At 71.6% G+C, this 21,470-nt stretch carries 21 protein-coding genes and 1 tRNA gene; 3 read left to right on the plus strand and 19 right to left on the minus strand.

What is annotated here, in order from left to right:
• Positions 1-77 precede the first annotated feature (77 nt).
• From nusG to GA707_RS02305, 3 genes are all read right to left on the minus strand, one after another.
• Positions 78-1,115 (minus strand): transcription termination/antitermination protein NusG, encoded by a 1,038-nt coding sequence (gene nusG, locus GA707_RS02295; RefSeq protein WP_152176777.1) that lies wholly within the window; start codon positions 1,113-1,115, stop codon positions 78-80.
• Positions 1,116-1,193: 78 nt separating this feature from the next.
• Positions 1,194-1,442: a preprotein translocase subunit SecE gene (gene secE, locus GA707_RS02300; protein WP_226963473.1), complete on the minus strand. Its 249-nt coding sequence runs from the start codon at positions 1,440-1,442 to the stop codon at positions 1,194-1,196.
• Between the two features lie 82 nt (positions 1,443-1,524).
• A tRNA-Trp gene (locus GA707_RS02305) sits at positions 1,525-1,597 on the minus strand.
• A 219-nt stretch (positions 1,598-1,816) separates the two neighbouring features.
• Here GA707_RS02305 and GA707_RS02310 point away from each other — a divergent pair.
• The 3 genes from GA707_RS02310 to GA707_RS02320 are packed head-to-tail and all read left to right on the plus strand — an operon-like array spanning position 1,817 to position 4,680.
• Positions 1,817-3,127 carry an aminotransferase class I/II-fold pyridoxal phosphate-dependent enzyme gene (locus GA707_RS02310; protein ID WP_193315123.1) on the plus strand — a complete coding sequence of 437 codons (1,311 nt, stop codon included), beginning with the start codon at positions 1,817-1,819 and terminating at the stop codon, positions 3,125-3,127.
• A gap of 9 nt (positions 3,128-3,136) precedes the next feature.
• On the plus strand, positions 3,137-3,619 hold the full coding sequence (locus tag GA707_RS02315) for a hypothetical protein (RefSeq protein ID WP_152176780.1): 483 nt from the start codon (positions 3,137-3,139) through the stop codon (positions 3,617-3,619).
• The gene (locus tag GA707_RS02320) at positions 3,616-4,680 is read left to right on the plus strand and encodes an adenosine deaminase (RefSeq protein WP_226963474.1); all 1,065 of its coding nucleotides are present in this window, start codon (positions 3,616-3,618) and stop codon (positions 4,678-4,680) included. Before GA707_RS02315 ends, GA707_RS02320 begins: the two co-directional genes overlap by 4 nt.
• 103 nt (positions 4,681-4,783) lie before the next feature.
• Here the strand turns inward: GA707_RS02320 and GA707_RS02325 are convergent, their stop codons facing one another.
• The 16 genes from GA707_RS02325 to GA707_RS02400 all read right to left on the minus strand — a co-directional run bounded on the left by GA707_RS02325 (position 4,784) and on the right by GA707_RS02400 (position 21,454).
• Positions 4,784-5,917 (minus strand): UDP-N-acetylmuramate dehydrogenase, encoded by a 1,134-nt coding sequence (locus GA707_RS02325; RefSeq protein WP_152176781.1) that lies wholly within the window; start codon positions 5,915-5,917, stop codon positions 4,784-4,786.
• Positions 5,914-6,333, minus strand: a complete 420-nt coding sequence (locus GA707_RS02330) for a MaoC/PaaZ C-terminal domain-containing protein (protein ID WP_152176782.1) — start codon at positions 6,331-6,333, stop codon at positions 5,914-5,916. Before GA707_RS02330 ends, GA707_RS02325 begins: the two co-directional genes overlap by 4 nt.
• A gap of 2 nt (positions 6,334-6,335) precedes the next feature.
• Positions 6,336-6,782: a MaoC family dehydratase N-terminal domain-containing protein gene (locus GA707_RS02335; RefSeq protein WP_152176783.1), complete on the minus strand. Its 447-nt coding sequence runs from the start codon at positions 6,780-6,782 to the stop codon at positions 6,336-6,338.
• A 118-nt stretch (positions 6,783-6,900) separates the two neighbouring features.
• Positions 6,901-9,564 carry a DUF4153 domain-containing protein gene (locus tag GA707_RS02340; protein WP_152176784.1) on the minus strand — a complete coding sequence of 888 codons (2,664 nt, stop codon included), beginning with the start codon at positions 9,562-9,564 and terminating at the stop codon, positions 6,901-6,903.
• Positions 9,561-10,301 (minus strand): response regulator transcription factor, encoded by a 741-nt coding sequence (locus GA707_RS02345; protein ID WP_152176785.1) that lies wholly within the window; start codon positions 10,299-10,301, stop codon positions 9,561-9,563. Before GA707_RS02345 ends, GA707_RS02340 begins: the two co-directional genes overlap by 4 nt.
• Positions 10,302-10,369: 68 nt before the next feature.
• Positions 10,370-10,696, minus strand: coding sequence for a DUF202 domain-containing protein (locus tag GA707_RS20680; RefSeq protein WP_193315124.1), 327 nt, complete (start codon positions 10,694-10,696; stop codon positions 10,370-10,372).
• A 12-nt stretch (positions 10,697-10,708) separates the two neighbouring features.
• Positions 10,709-11,143, minus strand: a complete 435-nt coding sequence (locus GA707_RS02355) for a YidH family protein (RefSeq protein ID WP_370459974.1) — start codon at positions 11,141-11,143, stop codon at positions 10,709-10,711.
• A gap of 53 nt (positions 11,144-11,196) precedes the next feature.
• Complete coding sequence (locus GA707_RS02360; protein ID WP_152176786.1) at positions 11,197-11,946, minus strand: SRPBCC family protein; 750 nt, start codon at positions 11,944-11,946, stop codon at positions 11,197-11,199.
• A gap of 3 nt (positions 11,947-11,949) precedes the next feature.
• Complete coding sequence (locus GA707_RS02365; protein ID WP_152176787.1) at positions 11,950-12,798, minus strand: xanthine dehydrogenase family protein subunit M; 849 nt, start codon at positions 12,796-12,798, stop codon at positions 11,950-11,952.
• The gene (locus GA707_RS02370; RefSeq protein ID WP_152177053.1) at positions 12,795-15,299 is read right to left on the minus strand and encodes a xanthine dehydrogenase family protein molybdopterin-binding subunit; all 2,505 of its coding nucleotides are present in this window, start codon (positions 15,297-15,299) and stop codon (positions 12,795-12,797) included. Before GA707_RS02370 ends, GA707_RS02365 begins: the two co-directional genes overlap by 4 nt.
• 1 nt (position 15,300) lies before the next feature.
• Complete coding sequence (locus tag GA707_RS02375) at positions 15,301-15,798, minus strand: (2Fe-2S)-binding protein (protein ID WP_152176788.1); 498 nt, start codon at positions 15,796-15,798, stop codon at positions 15,301-15,303.
• Between the two features lie 256 nt (positions 15,799-16,054).
• Positions 16,055-16,612, minus strand: coding sequence for a DinB family protein (locus tag GA707_RS02380; RefSeq protein ID WP_152176789.1), 558 nt, complete (start codon positions 16,610-16,612; stop codon positions 16,055-16,057).
• 47 nt (positions 16,613-16,659) lie between these two features.
• On the minus strand, positions 16,660-18,126 hold the full coding sequence (locus GA707_RS02385) for a phosphotransferase (protein WP_152176790.1): 1,467 nt from the start codon (positions 18,124-18,126) through the stop codon (positions 16,660-16,662).
• 35 nt (positions 18,127-18,161) lie between these two features.
• Complete coding sequence (locus GA707_RS02390) at positions 18,162-19,304, minus strand: XdhC family protein (protein ID WP_152176791.1); 1,143 nt, start codon at positions 19,302-19,304, stop codon at positions 18,162-18,164.
• An 84-nt stretch (positions 19,305-19,388) separates the two neighbouring features.
• The gene (locus GA707_RS02395) at positions 19,389-20,561 is read right to left on the minus strand and encodes a VWA domain-containing protein (RefSeq protein ID WP_152176792.1); all 1,173 of its coding nucleotides are present in this window, start codon (positions 20,559-20,561) and stop codon (positions 19,389-19,391) included.
• The gene (locus GA707_RS02400) at positions 20,558-21,454 is read right to left on the minus strand and encodes a MoxR family ATPase (protein WP_152176793.1); all 897 of its coding nucleotides are present in this window, start codon (positions 21,452-21,454) and stop codon (positions 20,558-20,560) included. The genes GA707_RS02395 and GA707_RS02400 overlap by 4 nt, the downstream gene beginning before the upstream one ends.
• Between the last annotated feature and the right edge of the window lie 16 nt (positions 21,455-21,470).

The following is a 21,470-nucleotide window of genomic DNA, read 5'->3' on the forward strand; positions in this document are numbered from 1 at the left end:
CCGTTCGCCGGTGAAGATCACGCGGCTTTTCAGTTGTGCTGTCCTTCGGGCGTGCGCGGGGGCGGAGCCCCGCGGGGTCAGATCTTGGCGACCTGGTTGAAGGACAGCTCGACCGGGGTCTCCCGGCCGAAGATCGAGACGAGGACCTTGAGCTTCTGGGTGTCGGTGTTGATCTCGGAGATCGTGGCCGCAAGGGTCTCGAACGGACCCTCCATGACGGTGACCGACTCGCCGACCTGGAAGTCGACGACGGTCTCGTCCGTGCTGCGGCCGCCACCGGCCCGCGCCCCGGCACCGGCCGCGGCGGCATCGGCGGCGCTCTCGAGGTCCTTGGGCTTGAGCATGCTGTAGACCTCGTCGAAGGACAGCGGCACCGGCTGGTGCGCGTTGCCGATGAAGCCGGTCACGCCAGGGGTGTGGCGGACCGCGCCCCACGAGGTGTCCGTCAGGTCCATCCGCACGAGCACGTAGCCGGTGTAGCGGACCCGCTTGACGACCTTCTTCTGGCCGTTCTTGATCTCGGTGACCTCCTCCATGGGGACCTGCACCTCGAAGATGTAGTCCTCCATGTTGAGGGAGATGATGCGGTTCTCGAGGTTGGCCTTGACCCGGTTCTCGTAGCCCGCGTAGGTGTGGATGACGTACCACTCACCGAACTTCGCGGCGAGGTCGTCCTTGAAGGCCTGCACGGGGTCGACGGCCTCGAGGACGTCGCCGTCCTCGTCGCTCGCACTCTGGAACTCGACGGCTGCCGGCTGCTCGGCGTCGCCTCCGACCTCGCGCTTTTCGTCGACCTCGCGCTTTTCGTCGACCTCCGACGCCGTCGGCAGGTCGGGGGTGCCGAGACCGGCGTTCGCGCTGTCCGGACCGGCGGCGAAGGCGTCCGCGTCATGCGCCGCCAGCTCGGCGGCGGCAGCGTCGGTGTCCACGGCCGTGGCCGTGTCCTCCGCGTCGTCCTCCTCGCCGTCCTCCCCCGTGTCGTCCACAGCGTCCGGGCCCACCGGGTCGGCGTCCACAGGGGCTGCGGCAGCGCTCTCGGCGTCCGTCGCCGTGGCGTCGTCCGTACTCACCGGGGCCTCATCGGCCTCGGTGGTCTCGGTCCATTCGTTCGACATGCGTCGACGACCTTCCTTCTCACATCAGATGTCTTGTGGCGGCCTCGGCCCGATCCCGCGCGGGACGGCCGGCCCGGCTCAGTCCTGGCCGAAGACCAGGGCAACGACACGACTGAAGACCCAGTCCATGCCGAAGATGAGGAACATCATCACCGTGACGAAGACGATGACGACGATCGTGTAGTTCCACAGCTCCGAGCGCGTCGGCCGGACGACCTTGCGCAGCTCATCGATGATCTGGCTGATGAACAGCCCGAGGCGTGCGAAGAGACCCTGCTTGCCCTTGTCGGGGTCCCGCTGGCGGGAGTCGCTCTCACGCGCACTCACGTCGGTCACAGTTCACGTCGATTCGTCGGGGTGGATACGGTCGAAGACACACTCGTCTGTAGAACTACTCGTAGCAACTACGCAGGGCAGGAGGGACTCGAACCCCCAACCGCCGGTTTTGGAGACCGGTGCTCTACCAATTGAGCCACTGCCCTACGACGCGGCCGGGTGGGGCGGGCCTCGCCGTGGCGGTCGACGTCCGTGTCGCTGTCCGGGCAGGCCGAAGAGTCTGGCGGAAGTCAACCGATCAACCAGCATACGGCAGAGCCGCAGGCGATGCGAAACAGCGGCCGGCATCGACAGGTGCACACGCCGGACGACCGTATGCGCGACTCGCCTGTGTGCCGCAGGTCACCATCTGGAACGATGACGGCGTGAGCACACCATCCTCCGCCGCCGACCACACCCCCCTCGCCGAGTACTCGCGCGAGGACCTCGGGACGTTCCTCGACGAGCAGCGCACCGCATACGAGGAGCTCAAGGGGGCGGGTCTGAAACTGGACCTGACGCGGGGCAAGCCGAGCACGGAGCAGCTCGACCTCGCCGCCGGACTGCTCGACCTGCCGACCACGCCGACGAGCCCGAGCGGTGTGGACACTCGCAACTACGGGGGCCTCGAGGGGCTGGGCGAGCTGCGGGCGATCTTCGCCGAGCTGCTCGGCGTCGACCTCGACCAGATCGTCGCGGGAGGCAACTCGAGTCTGACGATGATGCACGACGTGCTCGTCGGGCTGCGCCTGCACGGTGGGGTGACCAGCGAGCGGCCGTGGGTCCGGGAGGAGCAGGTCACCTTCATCTGCCCCGTCCCCGGCTACGACCGGCACTACACGATGCTCGCCCACCACGGCATCGACATGGTCACCGTCCCGATGCTCGACGACGGCCCCGACGTCGCAGCCTGCCGCGAGCTCGTCAAGGACCCGAGTGTCAAGGGCATGTGGATCGTGCCGACCTACGCCAACCCGGCCGGGTCGGTCGTGACCCAGGAGGTCGCCGCCGAGCTCGCCTCGATGCCGGCCGCGGCACCCGACTTCACGATCTTCTGGGACAACGCGTACGCCCTGCACCACCTGACCGAGGACGAGACCAAGAGCGCCGACATTCTCTCGCTCTGCGCCGCCGCGGGGCATCCGCACCGGGCCGTCATGTTCGCCTCGACGTCCAAGATCACCTTCGCCGGCGCAGGGGTCGCCTTCCTCGCCTCCTCGACCGAGAACGTGCGCTGGTACCTCTCGCACCAGCAGTTCGCCTCGATCGGGCCCGACAAGGTCAACCACCTCCGCCATCTCGAGTTCTTCGGCGACGCCGACGGCGTGCGCGCCCACATGGCGAGGCACCGGGCCAGCCTGGCGCCGAAGTTCGCCGCCGTCCAGGAGGCGCTGTCCGGGCTCGAGGGCCTCGGCATCGCCGAGTGGACCCGCCCCACCGGCGGCTACTTCGTCAGCCTCGACGTCGTGCCGGGAACGGCGACGCGCGTCGTCGAGCTGGCCAAGGAGGCCGGAATCGCGCTGACCCCGGCCGGTGCGTCCTTCCCCTACGGCGAGGACCCGGACGACACCAACATCCGCCTCGCACCCAGCTTCCCGCCCCTGGCCGAGGTCCGCACCGCGATGACGGGGGTGGCGACGTGTGTGGCCCTCGCCGCCGCGGAGAAGCTGGCCCGCGACGCCGGTACCTCGGACTAGGGTGAAAACATGTCAGAGCAGAACGAGGACATCACGACCGATCTCGGCAGCTATAGCGTCGACGACGAGGACCAGCTGCAGCCCGAGGAGACCCTCGAGGAGTTCGAGAGCGACGGCGAGGCCGTCGACCCGTTGGACCGCGGCTTCAGCCCGCCGGACCACGACCGCAGCGGCACGCTGTGGGGGACCACCGCATACGAGCAGGCGCACGAGGAGACGATCGACCAGCGCATCGCGCAGGAGGTCCCCGACCCGGACACCGCGTACGGCGCACCGGAGAACGAGAGCGGCCTCGACACCGTCCGGGTCGGCGGCGACGACCCGGACGCGATCGACCCCGAGGACGACTGGTACGGCGAGCCAGAGCTGGCCGAGGACGAGGTGGGCGACGCCGAGGACTCCGAGGAGGACGAGCCCGACTCCGACGGGCCCGACCAGGGTCGCCCGATCACCCCGGCCGAGGAGTCGGCCATGCGTGTCGTCGAGGAGTGACCGCACCCTCCCCTGAGGCCGGCCGTCCGCTGGTGTCCCTGCCCAAGGCGCATCTGCACCTGCACTTCACCGGTTCGGCGCGGGTCGAGACGATCCGGGACATGGCCGACAAGCACGGCCTGCGGCTGCCCGACTCCCTGCGCACCGGCTATCCCCCTGTGCTGAGCGCCGGCAAGGACGAGCGCGGGTGGTTCAGGTTCCAGCGGTTGTACGACGCGGCCCGGCACTGCGTGCGCGACGAGGAGGACATGCGCCGCATCGTGCGCGAGGCAGCCCTGGACGACGGGGCCGAAGGTTCGCGGTGGCTCGAGCTGCAGGTCGATCCCACGTCGTACGCGCCCTTCCTCGGCGGCATCACCCCGACCCTCGAGATCGTCCTCGACGAGGCCCGCGCGGTCTCGTCGACCGCAGCGCGCACCGGTGCCGCACCGGTCGCGATCGTCGTGGCGGCCTCTCGCATCCGGCACCCACTCGACGCCCGCACCCTCGCGCGCCTCGCCGCACGGTATGCGGGTTCCGGCCCCGGGACCGTCGTCGGCTTCGGCCTGTCGAACGACGAGCGACGTGGGGTGACCGAGGAGTTCGCGCCGGCGTTCGCGATCGCCGAGCGCGCCGGTCTGGCGCTCGTACCTCATGCCGGCGAGCTTCTCGGCCCCGCGGCGGTCGAGACCACCCTCGCCGCCATCGGCCCGGACCGGCTCGGTCACGGGGTGCGCTCGGTCGAGGACCCCCGGGTGCTCGACCTCGTCGCCGGCAGCGGCGTCGCCCTGGAGGTGTGCCCCGGGAGCAACATCGCGATGGGCGTCTATGACGCCGCGGGGGATGTGCCGCTGCGTCGCATCGTCGAGGCGGGCGTCGACGTGGCGCTCGGGGCCGACGACCCGCTGCTGTTCGACTCGCGGCTGCTCGACCAGTACACCCTGGCCCGGCGCGAGCTCGGCTTCGGTGACGCGGAGCTGGCGGAGCTGGCGCGGGGCTCGATCCGGGCGAGTCGGGCACCATCGGACCTGCGCGCCGCGGCTCTCGCCGACGTCGACGCGTGGCTGGCTGCACCGGCCTGATCACCCCATCCACCCACCACGACAGATGGTTCCGGACACGTCCCCGGGCCGGAAGCGTGCTCACGACCATCCCTCGTCGGAGCACGGAGGGCGTGTCGGGGCGCTACAGCTCGAGTCCGACGAGCACCGGCTCGTTGACGAGACGCACCCCGAACGTGCGCTCCACCCCGTCCCGGATGTGGCGCGCGAGCGCGACGACGTCGGACGACGAGGCGGTGCCGCGGTTCGTCACGGCGAGGGTGTGCTTGGTCGACAGCGACGCCGGTGCGGGGATGGAGGAGCCGGGCAGCTCATACCCCTTGGCGAAGCCGGCCTTGTCGATGAGCCACGCCGCAGAAGTCTTGACGTTGCCGTGCGGGTCGGCGAACCGGGGCGGTCGGACATCCGGGCCGAGGACGGTATGCGCGCGTCGCTCGAGCTCCTCGAACTCCCCGACCGTGAGGATCGGGTTGGTGAAGAACGACCCGCAGCTCCACGTGTCGTGGTCGGTCTCGTCGAGGACCATCCCGCGCTGACGCCGCTGGACCAGCACGGCCTCGCGCGCCTCTGCCAGCGGGACGCGCGCTCCGAGGTCGACGCCGAGCTGGCGGGCGAGGTCGGCGTAGCCGATCGGCCGGGAGAGGTCGGCGAGCTCGAGCTGGAAGACGACCTCGAGGACGACGTAGCGGCTCATGCCACGGTGCTGGGTGCCCTTGAAGATCGAGTGGCGGTAGGTGAAGCCGCAGTCGAGGTTGCTGAAGGTGCGGATCTGCTGCTCGACGCGGTCCCAGACCCGGACCTGGGCCACGGTCTGGGCGACCTCCTGGCCGTAGGCGCCGACGTTCTGGATCGGGGTGGCGCCGGTCGACCCGGGGATCCCGGAGAGCGCCTCGACGCCCGCCCACCCCTCCGCGACGGCTCGCTCGACGAGGGCCTCCCAGTTCGTCCCGGCCTCGACTCGAACCGTGGCGCCTCCACAGCTGTCCGCCGACTCGACGCGCACGCCCTCGGTGCGCACGTGGACGACCGTGCCGGGGAAGCCCTCGTCGCCGAGGACGACGTTGGATCCGCCGGCGAGGACGAGCAAGGGCTCGTCGGCATCGTCGACCTCGCGCACGGCGTCGACGAGGTCGTAGGTGCTCTCGACGGTGACCAGCCGCGCGGCCGGGCCCCCCACCCGCATCGTCGTCAGCGGGGCGATCGGTGCGTTCTCGACGACCGTCGTGTGGACCGGCGCTGCCTGCGTCTCCTCCGTCATGGGTCCAGCCGCACCACGGCGGTGCACCGACCGAGGACCTTGGTGCCCTCCGCCGAGACCGAGACGTCGACCGTGGCCCGGCCGTCGTCGTCGATGCTCTTGACGACGCCCCTCACCTCGACCTCGGCCCCATCACGGGGCACGACGACCATGGCGGTGAAGCGGGTGCGGAACTGCTCCACGCGCCCGGCGTCGCCGGCCCACGCGGCCACGACACTCGACGCGGCGCCCATGGTCCACATGCCGTGCGCGATGACGTCGGGCAGGCCGACCCCTTTGGCGAACTCCTCGTCCTGGTGGATCGGGTTCCGGTCCAGTGAGGCGTCCGCATACGCGACGAGGGCCTCACGGGTGACGGGTACGGCCAGCGGTCCGATCGTGTCGCCGACGCCGACGTCGGTGCGGCTGAGCGCCATGGTCAGTCCCCTCCCCGCACGACGATGGTCGAGACCGCGGTGCACACCGGCTCGGTGTCCGCATCGGTGAGCTCGGTGGTGACGGTGATCATCGCGTGGCCCCCCGCCTCACGGATCGACGTGACCGTCGTCGTGCCGGTGATCTCGTCGCCGGCGACGATCGGCCGGTGGTGGGTGAAGGCCTGCTCGCCGTGGACGACCCGGCTGAAGTCGATGCCGGCGTCCGGGTCGCCGACGTAGGCGGCCTGCGCCTGCTGCTCGAAGCGCACCGCCATCGTCGGCGGCGCGACGACGTCGCGGTAGCCCCTGGCCCGTGCTGCGACGGCATCGGTATGGATGGGGTCGCTCGCGCCGACCGCGGCGGCGAACTGCGCGATGAGGTCGGCGTCGACCGGGAACGGGCCTGCCGGCGCCATCGTGCGCCCGGCGAAGTCGGTGTTGACGGACATGGAGTCAACTGTATGCGCGGGAGACTCTCCCCCACCGCGCGCGACCCGCCGCTCCCGGACAAGGCTGCATCCACCCACCGCGGCCCGAGCCGCCGGCGGAGCGTGTGCCGATCGGCCCTCAGGAGCCGACGAGCTGGACGTCGCCGTCGTAGAAGCGCGTGCACGACTCCGGGTCAGCCGGAGGTGGCACCGAATCCCGCGCATCGGCGGCGCGCTCCCGGCCGAGGTTGAGCTCGAGCCAGTCGTCCTCGTCCTGGGCGGCGACGAGGGCCGGGTCGGCATACGGCTCGACATGGATCACGCAGGCCTTGATGTCCGCGGGAAGGCTCGAGTCCGCGATGACCGGGACGGCGTCGTCCGAGAGGGTCGCGAGGTAGGCGGCGTCGATCCGGCCGCTGCTCTCGAACCGCTCGATGTTGTGCTCCGCGACCCACGCGTCGGGGTTGAGCACACCGAGTCCGATCATCAGCACCGCGGCGGTGAGCACGGCGGCGCGGCCCACCCAGCGGGTCGAGAGCCGCACGAGCGAGACGAGGACCATGACGACGATCAGACCCAGCCACAGCTCGAAGCCGTCGACGAACAGCCGGAGGCTGGTGAACCCGAACGCCTCCTGGTACAGGTGCATGCGCCACATCGCGGCGGCCACGACACCGAGCGTGAGAATCCCCAGCGTCCCCAGTATGACGCGCAGCCAGATGCGGTCCTGAGGTGTGTGCGTGGCGGCCTTGCGGAGGGTGACCGCGACCACGGCGAGCATGAGCATCGTGGCGATGGTCAGCTGAGCGAAGCCCTGGTGCACGTAGTCCGCGTAGGACAGGCCGGTCGTCTCCCGCACGTAGTCGTGTCCTCGGATCGTCGCACTCGCCTGGGCGACGTGGAAGCCGGAGAAGAGGGCTACGACCAGGCCCACCGGCACCGCCCACTCCCAGCGACGCACCGAGCGCCGCGCCGGGGCCATCACGTCGTCCACGCGGGGCGGGTTGAGAGCGAGGTAGCTGCCGGCGAGCGTGATCCCGGCGACCATGACGAACACGAAGGCGCGCGCGATGATGCTGTCCCAGCGCAGGTCCGGCACGACCGCATTGGCCCACGACCCGAAGATCGCGTCGGCCGAGGCGAACAGGCCCCCGAAGAGCACGAGCGCCACGAGTGATAGGGCGACGGTCCGCAGGATCGGCCACAGCAGTCCGTGCCGGCTCGTCGCAGAGATCGTCGACCCGAGGAGAGGCAGTCCCCGGACCGCGGAGAGCGGCCATGCGGCGACGGCGGCCACGATGCCGGAGACCTTCGTCGCCCGGGTCAGCACGGTCGCGGCGACGACGCCGCCCAGCAGCACCGAGACGACCGCGAGCCACTCGGCGGCGCGAAGCACGGTGGCCAGGCCGAGACCGACGGCGAGGACCGCGCCCACCGTCGTGAGCCGCGTGGTCCGGTATGCGCTGGCCGCCCACACGAGCAGGCCGCCTGCGAGGAGGACCGCGAAGGCGATCAGACCGAGGGCACGCTCGACGGCGAGAAGCGCGGCCACGGCGCCGACGGCGAGCGACCCGAGGAGCAGTACCGGCTGCGGACGGGACTCCCGCTCGGGCCACAGGGTCGAGACCACGGTCCCGGCAGGCGCGGTGAGGGATGCCCGCGGCGCAGCGGGGCCGGTCGGCGCGGAGGGCGCTGGTGACGTCATTGGGAGCTCCGATGTGGAGTCGGCGGAGGGGGACGGATGAGTCGACGGGCGTTGGTCGACAGCGGCCATGGAGGGCGACGGCTGGGGTCGTGCTCCGGCCGCTCGCGGATCGACGGGCAGGCTGACCCGGACCCGGGCGCCGCCGGTGTGGGGGACGATCGCGACGGACCCCCCGTGCAGGTCGCAGATCCAGCGGGCGATGGCCAGGCCCAGCCCGGTTCCGCCACCGTGCTCCCCGCCCGTGCTGTAGCGCTCGAAGATGCGATCGGCGACCCCGGGGTCGATCCCCGGCCCCTGGTCGACGACGTCGAGGTGCCACCTCGCGCGGTCACTCGAGTGGGTCGCATGCACGCTCACGGCACCCCCCTGCGGTGAGTGGCGGGCCGCGTTGTCCAGGAGGTTCGTGAGCACCTGGGTGAGCCGGGCCCGGTCACCCAGCACGCGCATACCGTCCTGGACGTCGATCTCGAAGCGGACGTCCCGATCGGTGAGGTCGGCCTCCCGCACGGCGCCGGCGACGAGGTCCGCGACCTCGATGTCGACCACGTCGAGGCGGATCGTGCCGCTCTCGAGGCGGGAGAGGTCGAGGAGGTCCTCGACGAGGGAGCTGAGCCGCTCGGCCTGGGCCAGTGCGGCGTTGAGGGTCGTCGCACTCGGCGGGGTGACGCCGTCGACGAGGTTCTCGAGGACGGCGCGCTGGGCCGCCAGAGGCGTGCGGAGCTCGTGCGAGACGGTCGAGATGAGCTCGCGCCGCTGCTGGTCGGTGGCGGCGAGGTCGCGGGCCATGGTCGTGAACGCCCGGGCCAGGACGCCGACCTCGTCCGAGCTCGTCGTCGTCACCGGCCGCCCGTAGTCCCCGGAGGCCATCGCGGTGGCGGCCTCGGTCATCTCGCGCAGCGGCGCGGTCATGCCCCGCGCGAGCCACGCCGTGACACCGAGGGCCGCCCCGAGGGTCACAGGCACCGTGATCCACACCGGCACGCCGGCCCGGTCGCCGATGAGCGCGAGCACGGCGGTCACGAGCACGCTCGCGCCGACGAGCACGGCGAGCTTGGACCTGATCGATGTCAGCTGGTCGAGCGGACGGTCGCGGTTCATGCCTGATCCCCCGAGACCGGTTCGGGCCCGAACGCGTAGCCGACGCCGTGGACGGTCCGCACCCGCTCCGATCCGATCTTCGCCCGCACGGACCGGATGTGGCTGTCCAGGGTCCGGCTGCCGAGGTCGTCGCTCCACCCCCACACCTCGCGCAGCAGGTCCTCGCGCCGCCGGACCACTCCCGGCTCGCGAATGAGCGCGTCGAGCAGGTCGAACTCCGTGGGCGTCAGGTGCACGGGTGTGCCGTCGACCGTGACCGCCCGGGTCGAGGGGTCGAGGCTGACGCCTGCGTGGGTATGCGCGACCCGGCCGCCGCGGGCGAGCTCGGCTGCGCGCTCGACGCGTCTGAGCAGGGCCCGGACGCGCGCGACGACCTCACGCATCCGGAAGGGCTTGGTCAGGTAGTCGTCGGCTCCGACGCCCAGCCCGACGAGGATGTCCGTCTCGTCGTCACGCGCCGTCACCATGAGGACCGGGACCGGTCGCTCGGCCTGGATCCGTCGGCACACCTCGAGCCCGTCGAAGCCCGGGAGCATGATGTCGAGGACGACCAGGTCGGGGTGGCCGGCGGTGCAGGCCTCGACGGCCCCGGGGCCGTCGAAGGCGCACGTCACGTCGAACCCCTCGGCCCGCAGCCGGTCGGCCAGCGCGGCATTGATCGTGGCGTCGTCCTCGACCACGAGGATGTGTGCAGCCGGGGTCGACGACCCACCTGTCTCCCCGCCGGTTCCTGTCATACCCCCGAGGCTATGAGCAGCGGGCTGTAGGCCGCCGCAGGAACATGTGCAGATCCTGTGCAGACCGCTCAGCGCACGAGCTGGGCCACGACCCCGGCGATCTCGCCGACGCAGAGCCCTGCGGCGATGAGAGCGACCACGAGGGGGAGCCGCCCGTCGGGCAGGAGTGAGTCGAAGTACGGGTCCTCCGGGTGCGCCACCCCGCGCCGGCGACTGAGGACGACCCCGACCCAGAGCAGTCCCGCCCCGATGAGCAGCGTCGGCACGAGGGTCGACGCGCCGACGGATGTGAAGGTCAGCCTGGAGATGACGAGGGTGGCGATCGCGAGGGCCAGGGTCGTCCGGCGCCAGGCCAGCACCGTGCGCTCGACCTGGAGCCCTGGATCCCGTGCCATCTCCGGCCCGGTTCAGGCCGCGACCGAGGCGACGACGAACGCGACGGCGACCACGCAGAGCAGCGCGACGAGCGGGAGCAGGGTGCGGTTGCGCGGCATCGGGGAGTCGGTCCGCATGGCCCGCTCGGTCCCCGCCCAGCCCCGCCACGCCTGCACCGCGCTGAGCAGACCGGCCAGGGCGAGCGCGATGGCGATGGTGTGCTGGGCGGTCTGCGGCATGGGCAGGTCGAGCGCATCCACCGCCGCGGCGCCGGCGAGCAGGGCGAGCGTGGTGCGGATCCAGGCGAGGAAGGTGCGCTCGTTGGCGAGCGAGAACCGCGGGTCCGGCTCCTCCCCGACCCCGTAGACGGAGTTGGGGAAACGACCCGCCGAGCGGCGACTTCCCATCCCGGCCCGGTCCGGCACGGACGGGTCCGTCGTGTGCTCGACAGGGGGCTCAGCGCTCACCCGCCCATCGTAGGCAGGGCGAGCGCCTCATTCTCCGTCGACTCGCGGCCTCGTCAGCGCCGCCGTCCGAACAGCCACCCGAGGACGAACGCGAGCAGGGCGACGCCGGCGTAGGGCGCATACGACCGGGCGATGACCGGGAGCACCGTCGCCCCGAGGTCGATCGCGTCGTCCTGGACGGGCGCGGCATGTCGGGCCGCCGGCGGCGCGGTGGCCGGCGCCGATGCCGATGCCGATGCAGCCGACGCGGGGCGGGCGCCGTCGTCCGGCTCCGCCTCGCCGGTCACCTGTGCCGGTGAGGGCACCACCTCCTCGGCCGGCGCGCCGGCGGCAGCGGTGGCGGGTTCCTCTGCGGCCCCGCCCTCGGCGAACTGGCCCTCGATGCAGGCGATGAACTGCTGAAGCAGCTTGTCGGAGACGTCCTGCATGACGCCCCGGCCGAACTGGGCCGGCTTGCCGGTGACCTGGAGCTCGGTCTTCACGTCGATCCGGGTGCCCTCGGCGCTCGGCGCGAGCTGCATGGTCACTGTCGCACCGGCGGTGCCGTTGCCGCGCTTGTCCTTGCCCTTGGCCTCGAGGACCGCTCGATGGGCGGCGTCATCGCGTTCGAGGAACTGCCCCGCACCGGCGTACTGGAGGGCGATCGGGCCGAGCTTGACCTTGACGGTGCCCGAGAACGACTCCTCGGTGGCCTCGGTGACCGTGGCCCCCGGGAAGCAGCTGCCGACCCGCTCGAGGTCGAGGAAGGTCGCCCAGGCCGTCTCGATGTCGGTGGGCACGGTGAAGTCGTGCGTCAGCTCCATGCGTCAGGCTCCCAGCGCTCGGTCGACGGCTCGCCGGGTGAGCACCCGGGCGAGATGGGCTCGGTAGTCCGAGGCGCCGTTGAGGTCGCTCGGCGGGGTCGTGCCATCGGCCGCCTTGGCAGCGGCCGCGGCGATCGCCTCGCCGGAGGCACCCGCGAGCGCCGCCTCCGCGGCCGACGCGCGCAGCGGGGTCGAGCCCATGTTCGTCAGGCCGATCTTGGCCTGCTCGACGGTGCCTCCGGATCCCTTGACGACGGCCGCGACGCCGACGATCGACCACTGGTGCGAGACTCGGACGAACTTCTCGTATGCACCGCCCCAGCCCGTGTGTTTCGGGATCCGGATGGCGGTGAGCAGCTCACCGTCGCCGACGGCGGTCTCGAACAGGTCGGTGAAGAACTCGGTCGCCGGCACCCGACGCTCGCCCCCCATGCCGGTCACGACGAGCTCGGCGTCGAGGGCGAGGACGGGCGCGCCGAGATCACCGGCCGGGTCGGCGTGGGCGAGGGCACCGCCCAGAGTCCCGCGATGCCGGATCTGCGGGTCGGCCACGGTCGAGGCCGCCTCGGCGAGTACAGCTGCGTGGTCGCGGATCAACGGATCGTGGGCGACCTCGTGGTGGGTCGTCATCGCGCCGACGACGATGTGGTCGCCGTCCTCGCACACACCGCGCAGGTTGGCGATCCGCGACAGGTCAATGACCCGCTCGGGAGCGTTGAGCCGCATCCGGAGCACCGGGAGCAGGGACTGGCCCCCGGCCAGCACCTTGCCCTCGTCGCCCGCCTCGGCCAGGGCGGCGAGGGCGTCCTCGACCGACTCGGGTGCGACGTAGTCGAAGGCTACGGGGATCATGCGTTCTCTCCTGCCGTCGTCGAGGCGGTGGGTGGCTCGGGTGACCCGGCGCCGGGGTCCTGGTTCAGGCCTCCGGCGGCGAAGTGCTCCTGGGCCTGCTCCGGCACCGACCCGCCGGACGACTCGCCGGCTGACTGGATGGCCCGCCAGACCCGCTCCGGGGTGCAGGGCATCTGGATGTCGTCGATCCCGAGGTGACGAATGGCGTCGACCACGGCGTTGACCACTGCGGGGGTCGAGGCGATCGTCCCGGCCTCGCCGACACCCTTGGTGCCGAGGGTGTTGGTCGTCGACGGCGAGGACGTGTGGTCGGTGACGAAGCTGATCGTGTCGGCCGACGTCGGCAGGGTGTAGTCGACGAACGAGCCGGAGACGAGGGTGCCCTGGTCGTCGAAGACCGCCTCCTCCCACAGCGCCTGGGCGATGCCCTGAACCAGTCCGCCATGGACCTGGCCCTCGACGATGAGTGGGTTGATGATCGTCCCGATGTCGTCGACGCAGACGTACTTGCGCATCGTCGTCGCCCCGGTCTCGGTGTCGACCTCCATGGCGCACAGGTGGGTCCCGTGCGGGAACGAGAAGGCGACCGGGTCGTAGGTCGCGTCGGCGTCCAGGTTGGGCTCCACCCCCTCGGGGAAGTTGTGGCACGTGAAGGCCGCGAGGGCGAGGTCGGTCAGACCCATGCCCTGGTCCGTGCCCTTGACGGTGAACCGGCCCGACTCGAACTCGATGTCGTCGACGCTCGCCTCGAGCAGGTGCGCCGCGATCGGCCGGGCCTTCTCGATGACCTTGTCGGCGGCCCGCACGATCGCCTCACCGCCGACGACGAGGGACCGGGAGCCGTAGGTGTCCAGACCCTTGGGCGCCACCTGGGTGTCGCCGTGCAGGACCTCGACGTTCTCGAACGGCACGCCGAGGCGGTCGGCGACGATCTGGCTCCACGCCGTCTCGTGCCCCTGGCCGTGCGGCGTCGCGCCCGAGACGACCTCGACCGTACCCGTGGCCAGCATCCGGATGCTCGCGCTCTCCCAGCCGCCGGCGCCGTAGCTGAGCGAGCCGAGGACTCGGGACGGCGCAAGACCGCACATCTCGGTGAACGTCGAGACGCCGATGCCGAGCTGGACCGGGTCACCGGACTCGCGGCGTCGACGCTGCTCCTCACGCAGCTCGTCGTAGCCGAACAGCTCGAGCGCCTTGGCGGTCGCCGCCTCGTAGTTGCCCGAGTCGTAGGTCATGCCGGCGACGGTGGTGAACGGGAACTCCTCGTGCGTGATCCAGTTCTTCTCGCGGATCGCGATGGGGTCTGCGCCGACCTCGGCGGCGAGCTCGTCCATCATCCGCTCGATCGCGAAGGTCGCCTCGGGCCGTCCGGCCCCCCGGTACGCGTCCACCCAGGTCTTGTTCGTGAGCACCGTCTGGCAGTTGAACTGGTAGGCCGGGAACTTGTAGATGGAGTTGAACATCCACGCCCCGAGCACCGGCACGCCGCCACCGACGATGGCGACATAGGCACCGAGGTCGGCGAGCAGCTCGACCTTCAGGCCGGTGACCGTTCCGTCCTTCTCGGCGGAGAGGGTGAGCTTCTGCCACTGGTCGCGACCGTGGTGGCACGAGATCATCGTCTCGGAGCGGGTCTCGGTGTACTTGCACGGCTTGCCCAGCCGGCGCGCGACGGCGAACGTCGCGAACTCCTCCGGCGTGGTCTGGAGCTTGCCGCCGAAACCGCCGCCCACGTCGGGGGCGATGACGCGGATCTTGGACTCCGGCACCCCGGTCGTCGCGGCGAGCGCGAAGCGCAGGATGTGCGGCACCTGGGTCGAGGACCACACGACCAGCTGCTCGCCGGTGGGGTCGACGACCGTGGATCGCGGCTCCATGAAGGCGGGGATGAGTCGCTGCTGGCGGTACTCGCGCTCGATGACGATGCCGCTCTCGCGGGCCTTGGCGATGGCCTCGTCGACGTCACCGCCGCTGCCCTGCTCGGCGGAGTCGAGGCGCCAGAGCGCCGACTTGTTCGTCCCGAGATCGGGGTGGGCGAGAACCGCGTCGGCCGCCGCCTCCTTGAGGTCGAGAACGGCGGGCAGCTCCGCCCACTCGACGTCGACGAGCTCGGCGGCGTCGCGGGCGGCCGCGGCAGAGCGCGCGACGACGACGGCGACGATCTCACCGGCGCACGCGACCCGCTCGACAGCGACCGGCAGGTGGGTCGGCGTGAGCTGGTCGGGGGTGATCGGCCAGGCGTTGATGTTCACACCCTGGTCGTCGGCGAGGTCCTTGCCGGTGAACACGGCGACGACACCCTCGGCATCCTGGGCAGCCGTGGTGTCGATCGCGCCGATGTTCGCATGGGCGAACGGGCTGCGCACCATGGCGAGGTGCAGCATGCCGGGCAGCTGGATGTTGTCGGTCCACTTCGTGCGACCGGTGATGAGGCGCTGGTCCTCCTTGCGGACGCGGGCGGTGCCGACCTCGGTGGTGGGGCGGTCGTCGACGGCGGTCATGTCACTCACCCGCCTGACTGCTCGAGGCGGCCTGACCCGCCATCACACCCGCGGCCTGCTGCACGGCCCTGACGATGTTCTGGTAGCCGGTACAGCGGCAGAGGTTGCCCTCCATACCCTCGCGGATCTCCTCCTCGGAGGCGTCCGGGTTCTCGCCGACGAGGTCGATCGCCTGCATGATCATGCCGGGCGTGCAGTACCCGCACTGCAGCGCGTGGCACTCGTGGAACGCCTGCTGCATGGGGTGCAGGCCGCCGTCGGTCGCGATCCCCTCGATCGTCGTCACCTCACGGCCGTCGGCCTGGACGGCGAGCATGTTGCAGCTCTTCACGCTGCGGCCGTCGACGTGGACGGTGCACGCACCGCAGTTGCTCGTGTCGCATCCGACGACGGTGCCGACCTTCCCGAGCGTCTCGCGCAGGTAGTGGACCAACAAGGTCCGCGGTTCGACGTCGTCGGAGTACCTGACTCCATCGACTTTGACGGAGATTCGCGTCATTTGGCCCTCCAGCCACGCTGCTGTGTTCGGTCCCTCCTGATCTTTGTCGTGATCCACATCACCTGGCAAGGGTCGGGTCAGGATTGGGTATGCGTCACGCGGCCCGAACCGCCCCCGCGCCTTTCCGCAGAGGCAAGTGTTGTCCCGCGAGGGACGGCTCACCGGTGGTTATGCGCGCCGATGACCACCGCATACCCGTCCGTCGCGGAGTGGGTTGAGTCCCCGGCGGCTCGGGTCGGCTTCGGCTCGGGTCGGCTCAGCGTTGCCGCCACAGGTCGCGCAACAGCGCGACCTCGGCGAGGTGGTGGATCATCTCGCGGTTGATGTGCAGCACGAGGTCGCGCATGGGGGACTCAGCGAACGGACCCTCGGCCGGGCCCACCGGCCGATCGAGCGTCTCACTCGTCAGACCGCGCACCCCGGAGATCCACCGCTCGTAGCCGGCGTCGAGCTGTGCGAGCGCCTCGGTCGCCGTGCCGGCGTACTCCCACGAGAGGTAGTCGGCCGGCGGACCGCCGAAGTGGTTGTGCACCCGCTCCCCGAGGACCCCGACGAGGATGTGCCCCAACCGCCAGGCGATCGACGTCACCGGCGCCGGGTCCGGCTCGGGCACAGCCCAGTCGATCAGCCACTCCCCCGAGCCCGCGCGCATCGTGACCCACTCCGGTGCGGGTGAGTCCCGGTGCCGCACGGTCCAGGCCACCGGAGCCGGCGCCCAGAGGTACTCGGCGTCGGTGAGTCCCTCGAGGCGCGGTCGGGCCTGGGCCTGCCAGTGCCAGTCGAGCTGGTCCGCGAGTGCGGCGACGAGATCCATGGCCGCGATTATCGCGACAACGACCCGATCGCGCGCGGCGGAGCCGCTCAGGACGGCAGTAGTGGATTACCGAGCGAGTGCCGCAGGGTCGCGAGCCGGGGCGTCACCTTCTCGATCCGGCCCTTGGTCCAGGTGTGGAGCAGGGAGGTGAACAGGTCCAGCGACTCCCACAGTGCGACCCGCTCCGACGTCACCGGTGCCCGGGAGCGGTAGGCGTCGAGGAAGGCATCGCACAGGTCGTCCAGGAGGTCCAGGCGGGCGCGCACCCGGTCCTCCCGGTAGCCGCCCGGACCCTTGGCCAGCGCCGGCACGCCGACGCAGCGCAGGCCGGCGCGGAAACGGCCGACATCCATCGCCGGCTCCCCCATCGCCGCGCTGTCGAAGTCGATGATCGCCGGGGCGCCGGGACCGAGCAGGACCTGAGCCGGGCTGAAGCTGTTGTGGCTGCTCACCTGGGGATCGGCCGGTATGCGGCGGTCAGCGGCCTCGAGCAGGGTCAGGGTGGGCTCGGCCCAGCGGGCCAGGTCGGGAACGGTCCGCGCGAGCTCGTCGACGAGTGACCGGGCGTCCGCGACCTCGTCGCCGAAGCCCACCGTCGCGCCGAGCTCCGCTCCGCTCGTGTGCAGGGCGGCGAGAGCGAGCGCCGTGGCCCTCAGGTGCAGGCGTAGGTCGTCGAGCAGAACGGGATCCTCGGTCTGGAACGCTTCGTGCGCGAGGTCCTTGAGGATCCGGTCCTCCGGCACCGGCCCCTGGAGCTGGATGTGCCCGTCGACGAGGTAGCCGAGCGGTTCGGCGATCACCGCGGCGTCGCCCGACGAGAGGGCGGTCGCCCACAGGGCAGTCATCGCCTCGTGCGAGCGGACGCCCTTCTCGCCCTGGTGCGTCTTGGCGATGACGGGGTTCGGCAGCGCGGCAGAAGGCGGGTCGTAGGTGACGTCGTAGACGATGGTGCACCGCGAGCCCGGCTTGTAGCGGGCCACGGTCGGGACTGTCGTGGCCACCCGGGCCGACGGGTAGCCGGCGTCGTGGAGCATCCCCTCGATGAGCCGCGCCGAGGCGTCGGGGTCGACGAGATCGCCCAGCGAGGGGAGGGCGCCGTCGCTCTCCTCCGCCGTCAGCTCCAGCCGGAGGTCGGGCAGCCGGACCCGCCACCCGGGCTCACCGGGCCGGGCCGGCTCCCCTTCCGATGCGACGACGGCGCCGTCATCCGCCCGCCCGGGGAGATGCGGAGGGTGCAGCTCGCCCACGAGCGCCACCTCGGAGTGTTCGTCGCGGTCCGGCCACGCCAGGGTGACGAGGACGCGGACGAGCCAGCGCTCCCCCTTGGCGCGCAGCTGGTCGGTCTCGGCGCTGACGAGAGCCGGCCCCCCGTCGCCCAGGCCGGTCGCGTGTCTGCGCAGCGACTCCTCGAGGCGCTCCGGCCGCATCACGGCGGCAAGCCAGTCGGGGAGCGTGCCGAAGGGCTCCAGCGCGGCGACGGCTCGGTCGTGCGGGGTGACGGTGACCGGCGGCATGACCGCTCCTTCTCCCGAAGCAGCGGGGCGCCCTGTCAGGCCGGGTCGGCCTCGTCCCCGCCGTGGATGGGACCCATCATCCCGCTCAGGCGTTCTCCTCCGCCACCCCAGTGCAGTGCGATGATCTCGGCGGCGATGCTGACGGCCGTCTCCTCCGGGGTGCGGGCACCGAGGTCGAGACCGATCGGGCTCGACAGCCGGGCCAGCTCGGTCTCCCCGAGACCGGCCTCGCGCAGCCGCTCGAGTCGGTCCTCGTGCGTTCGCCGCGAACCCATCGCCCCGATGTAGGCGACCTCCGGGACGCGCAGCGCGATCTCGAGGACGGGCACGTCGAACTTGGGGTCGTGGGTCAGTACGCACATGACCGTCCGGGCGTCGATCCGCCCCGCCTCGACCTCCTCCTGCAGGTAGCGGTGCGGCCAGGCGACGACGACCTCGTCGGCGTGCGGGAACCGACTGGCCGTCGCGAAGACGGGGCGGGCGTCGCACACGGTGACGTGGTAGCCGAGGAAGGATCCGATCCTCGCGACGGCGGCGGCGAAGTCGATGGCGCCGAAGACGAGCATGCGCGGCTTGGGTGCATGGCTGGCGACGAAGACGCGCATCCCCTCCCCGCGGCGCTCACCGTCCGGCCCGTACGTGAGGGTCTCGTTGCGGCCGGCCGCGAGCAGGCCCCGGGCATCGTCGATGATCGCCTCGTCGGCCCGCTCGGACAGGATGTGGGTATGCGGTGCGCGCCCCTCGGGGCGGACGACCAGGTGGGTGCCCAGCACCTCCGGATCGGGGTGCTCGATGACCGTCGCCACGGCGACGGGACGCCCGGCCGCGATGTCCTCGGCGACCTCGCCGAGCTCGGGGAAGGTCTCGCGGGAGACCGACTCGACGAAGATGTCGAGGATGCCCCCACACGTGAGGCCGACGGTGAAGGCGTCCTCGTCGCTCACCCCGTAGCGCTGGAGAACCGGCGCACCCGTGTCGATGACCTGTTGCCCGAGCTCGTAGACCGCGCCCTCGACACACCCGCCGGAGACCGAGCCGACGGCCTCTCCGTCCCCGCTGACGAGCATCGCCGCCCCGGCCGGTCTGGGCGCCGACCTCCACGTCGCGACGACCGTGCCCATCGCGACCGGATGGCCCTCGTCCCACCACGGCAGCAGCCGGTCCAGTACCTCACGCACGGTCGACCTCCTGTCGGTCCGTCCCGGCCACCCGGGAGACCCTGTCCGTTCTCGTCTCGCTCCGTACCACGGCGATCATCTCGATCATCTCGCTGAGTTCACCTCGTGGACCACGTCCGCGAATGCCGAGAGCGAATGACCGGCGACGAAGGCGTCGCAGAAGGGCAGGGCGGCGACGATCCCGCGCTGCACGGGCTGGTACCCCGCCCGGCCCCGGTGCGGGTTGACCCACACGATGCGGTGGGCCAGCCGGCGCAGCCGCGTCAGCTGCAGCGCGAGGTCCGCCGGGTCACCGCGCTCCCAGCCGTCGCTCGCGATGACGACGACCGCACCGCGGGCCATCCCGCGCCGACCCCACCGGCTGAGGAAGACCCCGAGGCCGTCGGCGAGGCGGGTTCCTCCGGACCAGTCGGGGATGAGCTCCCCGGCCGCGATGATGGCGCGGTCGGCGTCGGGGTTGCGCAGCGCCCGCGTGACATGGGTGACCCGCGTGCCGAGGGTGAAGACCTCGGTCGGGCTCTCACCGCGCGAGATGTGGTGGGCGAGCCGCAGCAGCGCGTCGGCGTAGGAGCTCATCGAGCCCGAGATGTCCAGCAGGAGGACTACCCGCCGCGGACGAGTGGCTCGCCGCCGGAAGTGGATCCGCGACGGCTCGCCGAGGTTCTTCAGCTCGGCCCGCAGGGTCCGGCGCGCGTCGAGCCCACCGGACGGAGCCGGCGAGTGCCGGTGCGCCCGCCGGCGCGGGCGGGCGGTGGGGAGGGTCGCGAACATCCCCGCGAGCCGGGCGCGCTCTCCGCCCGACAGCTCGGCGATGTCGCGGTGCCGGAGAACCTCGGTGTCGCTGGCCATGGCCCGGATCGCCTCGGTGTCCTCGGGATCGCTGCCGATGCCCGGCGAGTCGTCGTTCGGGAGGTCGGAGGTCATGACGACCGGCTGGGGCTTGGGCGCCTTGACGCCTGAGCGCAGGCCGCTGAACCAGGCCGTGTAGACCTGGTCGTAGCGCGCCAGGTCGGTCGGCGACGAGCACAGCGTGGCCCGCCCGGCCCAGTACGTCGCTGCCTGGTCCTCGAGGCCGACGGTGGCCACCGCACGCAGGTACGTCTGCTCGCGGTCCGCCGTGACCGCGACCCCGGCGGCACGCAGCGCCCGGGCGAACCCGAGGAGGATCGCCTCGGGCGGGTGGACCGCCCCGCCACGGACGGTTCCGCGGTGGCTGTCGACCGACATAGCCACCGCCGAACCGTCCGTCGCGGTCATCGGCTGAGGATCCGGTCCAGGGCGAGCCGGACGCGTTCGGCGTCCTCGCGGTACTTGACGGCGACGCCGAGGGTCGCGGCGGCGGTCTCGACGTCGAGCTCGCGGGTCCCGAGCTCGGTGAGGGCACGGGCCCAGTCGAGGGTCTCCGCGATGCCCGGCGGCTTGAGCAGGCTGTCGTCGGCCCGGATCGCGTGCGTCGCGCGAACCACCTGCTCGGCGAGGGCCGCGGGCACCTCGGGTGCCCGGCTCGCCACGATTTCGAGCTCGCGCTGCAGTCCAGGGTGCTCGAGCCAGTGGTAGAGGCACCGTCGCTTCAGGGCGTCGTGCAGCTCGCGGGTGCGGTTCGAGGTGAGGACGACGACCGGGGGCGTTGCGGCGGAGACGGTGCCGAGCTCGGGGATCGTCACCTGCCAGGTCGAGAGCACCTCGAGCAGGAAAGCCTCGAACTCGTCGTCGGCCCGGTCGATCTCGTCGATGAGCAGCACGACGGGCGCCTCGCGCAGCGCCTTGAGGATCGGCCGGGACAGCAGGAACCGCTCGTCGAACAGCTCCCCCTCGACCTGGGCGAGGTCCGCGCCCCGGTCACCTCCGGCACTGGCCTCGACGGCCCGAAGGTGCAGGATCTGGCGGGGGAAGTCCCAGTCGTAGAGCGCCTGAGTCGCGTCGATTCCCTCGTAGCACTGGAGCCGGACGAGCGGCAGGTCCAGGGCCTGCGCCAGCGCCTCGGCGAGCGCGGTCTTCCCGGTGCCCGGCTCGCCCTCCATGAGTAGCGGTCGAGCCAGTCGCAGGCTGAGCCAGGTCACGGTGGAGAGCTCTGGACTCGAGAGGTACCCGGTGCGGCCCAGGGCGTGCTCGAGGTCGGCGGCCGACGCATACGCCTCGCGGGGGTCCATGCCGCTAGCCTGCCAC

This window comes from Nostocoides sp. F2B08 (assembly GCF_009184895.1).
Taxonomy (GTDB): domain Bacteria; phylum Actinomycetota; class Actinomycetes; order Actinomycetales; family Dermatophilaceae; genus F2B08.

What these genes read in the sequence shown, in the direction of transcription:
- GA707_RS20680 (WP_193315124.1), bottom strand. Translation starts at nt 10,696, where the DNA reads ATGGCACGGGATCCAGGGCTCCAGGTCGAGCGCACGGTGCTGGCCTGG.
- GA707_RS02375 (WP_152176788.1), bottom strand. Translation starts at nt 15,798, where the DNA reads ATGACGCGAATCTCCGTCAAAGTCGATGGAGTCAGGTACTCCGACGAC.
- GA707_RS02325 (WP_152176781.1), bottom strand. Translation starts at nt 5,917, where the DNA reads ATGACGGAGGAGACGCAGGCAGCGCCGGTCCACACGACGGTCGTCGAG.
- nusG (WP_152176777.1), bottom strand. Translation starts at nt 1,115, where the DNA reads ATGTCGAACGAATGGACCGAGACCACCGAGGCCGATGAGGCCCCGGTG.
- GA707_RS02340 (WP_152176784.1), bottom strand. Translation starts at nt 9,564, where the DNA reads ATGAACCGCGACCGTCCGCTCGACCAGCTGACATCGATCAGGTCCAAG.
- GA707_RS02395 (WP_152176792.1), bottom strand. Translation starts at nt 20,561, where the DNA reads ATGACCGCGACGGACGGTTCGGCGGTGGCTATGTCGGTCGACAGCCAC.
- GA707_RS02370 (WP_152177053.1), bottom strand. Translation starts at nt 15,299, where the DNA reads ATGACCGCCGTCGACGACCGCCCCACCACCGAGGTCGGCACCGCCCGC.
- GA707_RS02330 (WP_152176782.1), bottom strand. Translation starts at nt 6,333, where the DNA reads ATGGCGCTCAGCCGCACCGACGTCGGCGTCGGCGACACGATCGGACCG.
- GA707_RS02345 (WP_152176785.1), bottom strand. Translation starts at nt 10,301, where the DNA reads ATGACAGGAACCGGCGGGGAGACAGGTGGGTCGTCGACCCCGGCTGCA.
- GA707_RS02380 (WP_152176789.1), bottom strand. Translation starts at nt 16,612, where the DNA reads ATGGATCTCGTCGCCGCACTCGCGGACCAGCTCGACTGGCACTGGCAG.
- GA707_RS02365 (WP_152176787.1), bottom strand. Translation starts at nt 12,798, where the DNA reads ATGATCCCCGTAGCCTTCGACTACGTCGCACCCGAGTCGGTCGAGGAC.
- GA707_RS02360 (WP_152176786.1), bottom strand. Translation starts at nt 11,946, where the DNA reads ATGGAGCTGACGCACGACTTCACCGTGCCCACCGACATCGAGACGGCC.
- GA707_RS02400 (WP_152176793.1), bottom strand. Translation starts at nt 21,454, where the DNA reads ATGGACCCCCGCGAGGCGTATGCGTCGGCCGCCGACCTCGAGCACGCC.
- GA707_RS02385 (WP_152176790.1), bottom strand. Translation starts at nt 18,126, where the DNA reads ATGCCGCCGGTCACCGTCACCCCGCACGACCGAGCCGTCGCCGCGCTG.
- GA707_RS02335 (WP_152176783.1), bottom strand. Translation starts at nt 6,782, where the DNA reads ATGTCCGTCAACACCGACTTCGCCGGGCGCACGATGGCGCCGGCAGGC.
- GA707_RS02315 (WP_152176780.1), top strand. Translation starts at nt 3,137, where the DNA reads ATGTCAGAGCAGAACGAGGACATCACGACCGATCTCGGCAGCTATAGC.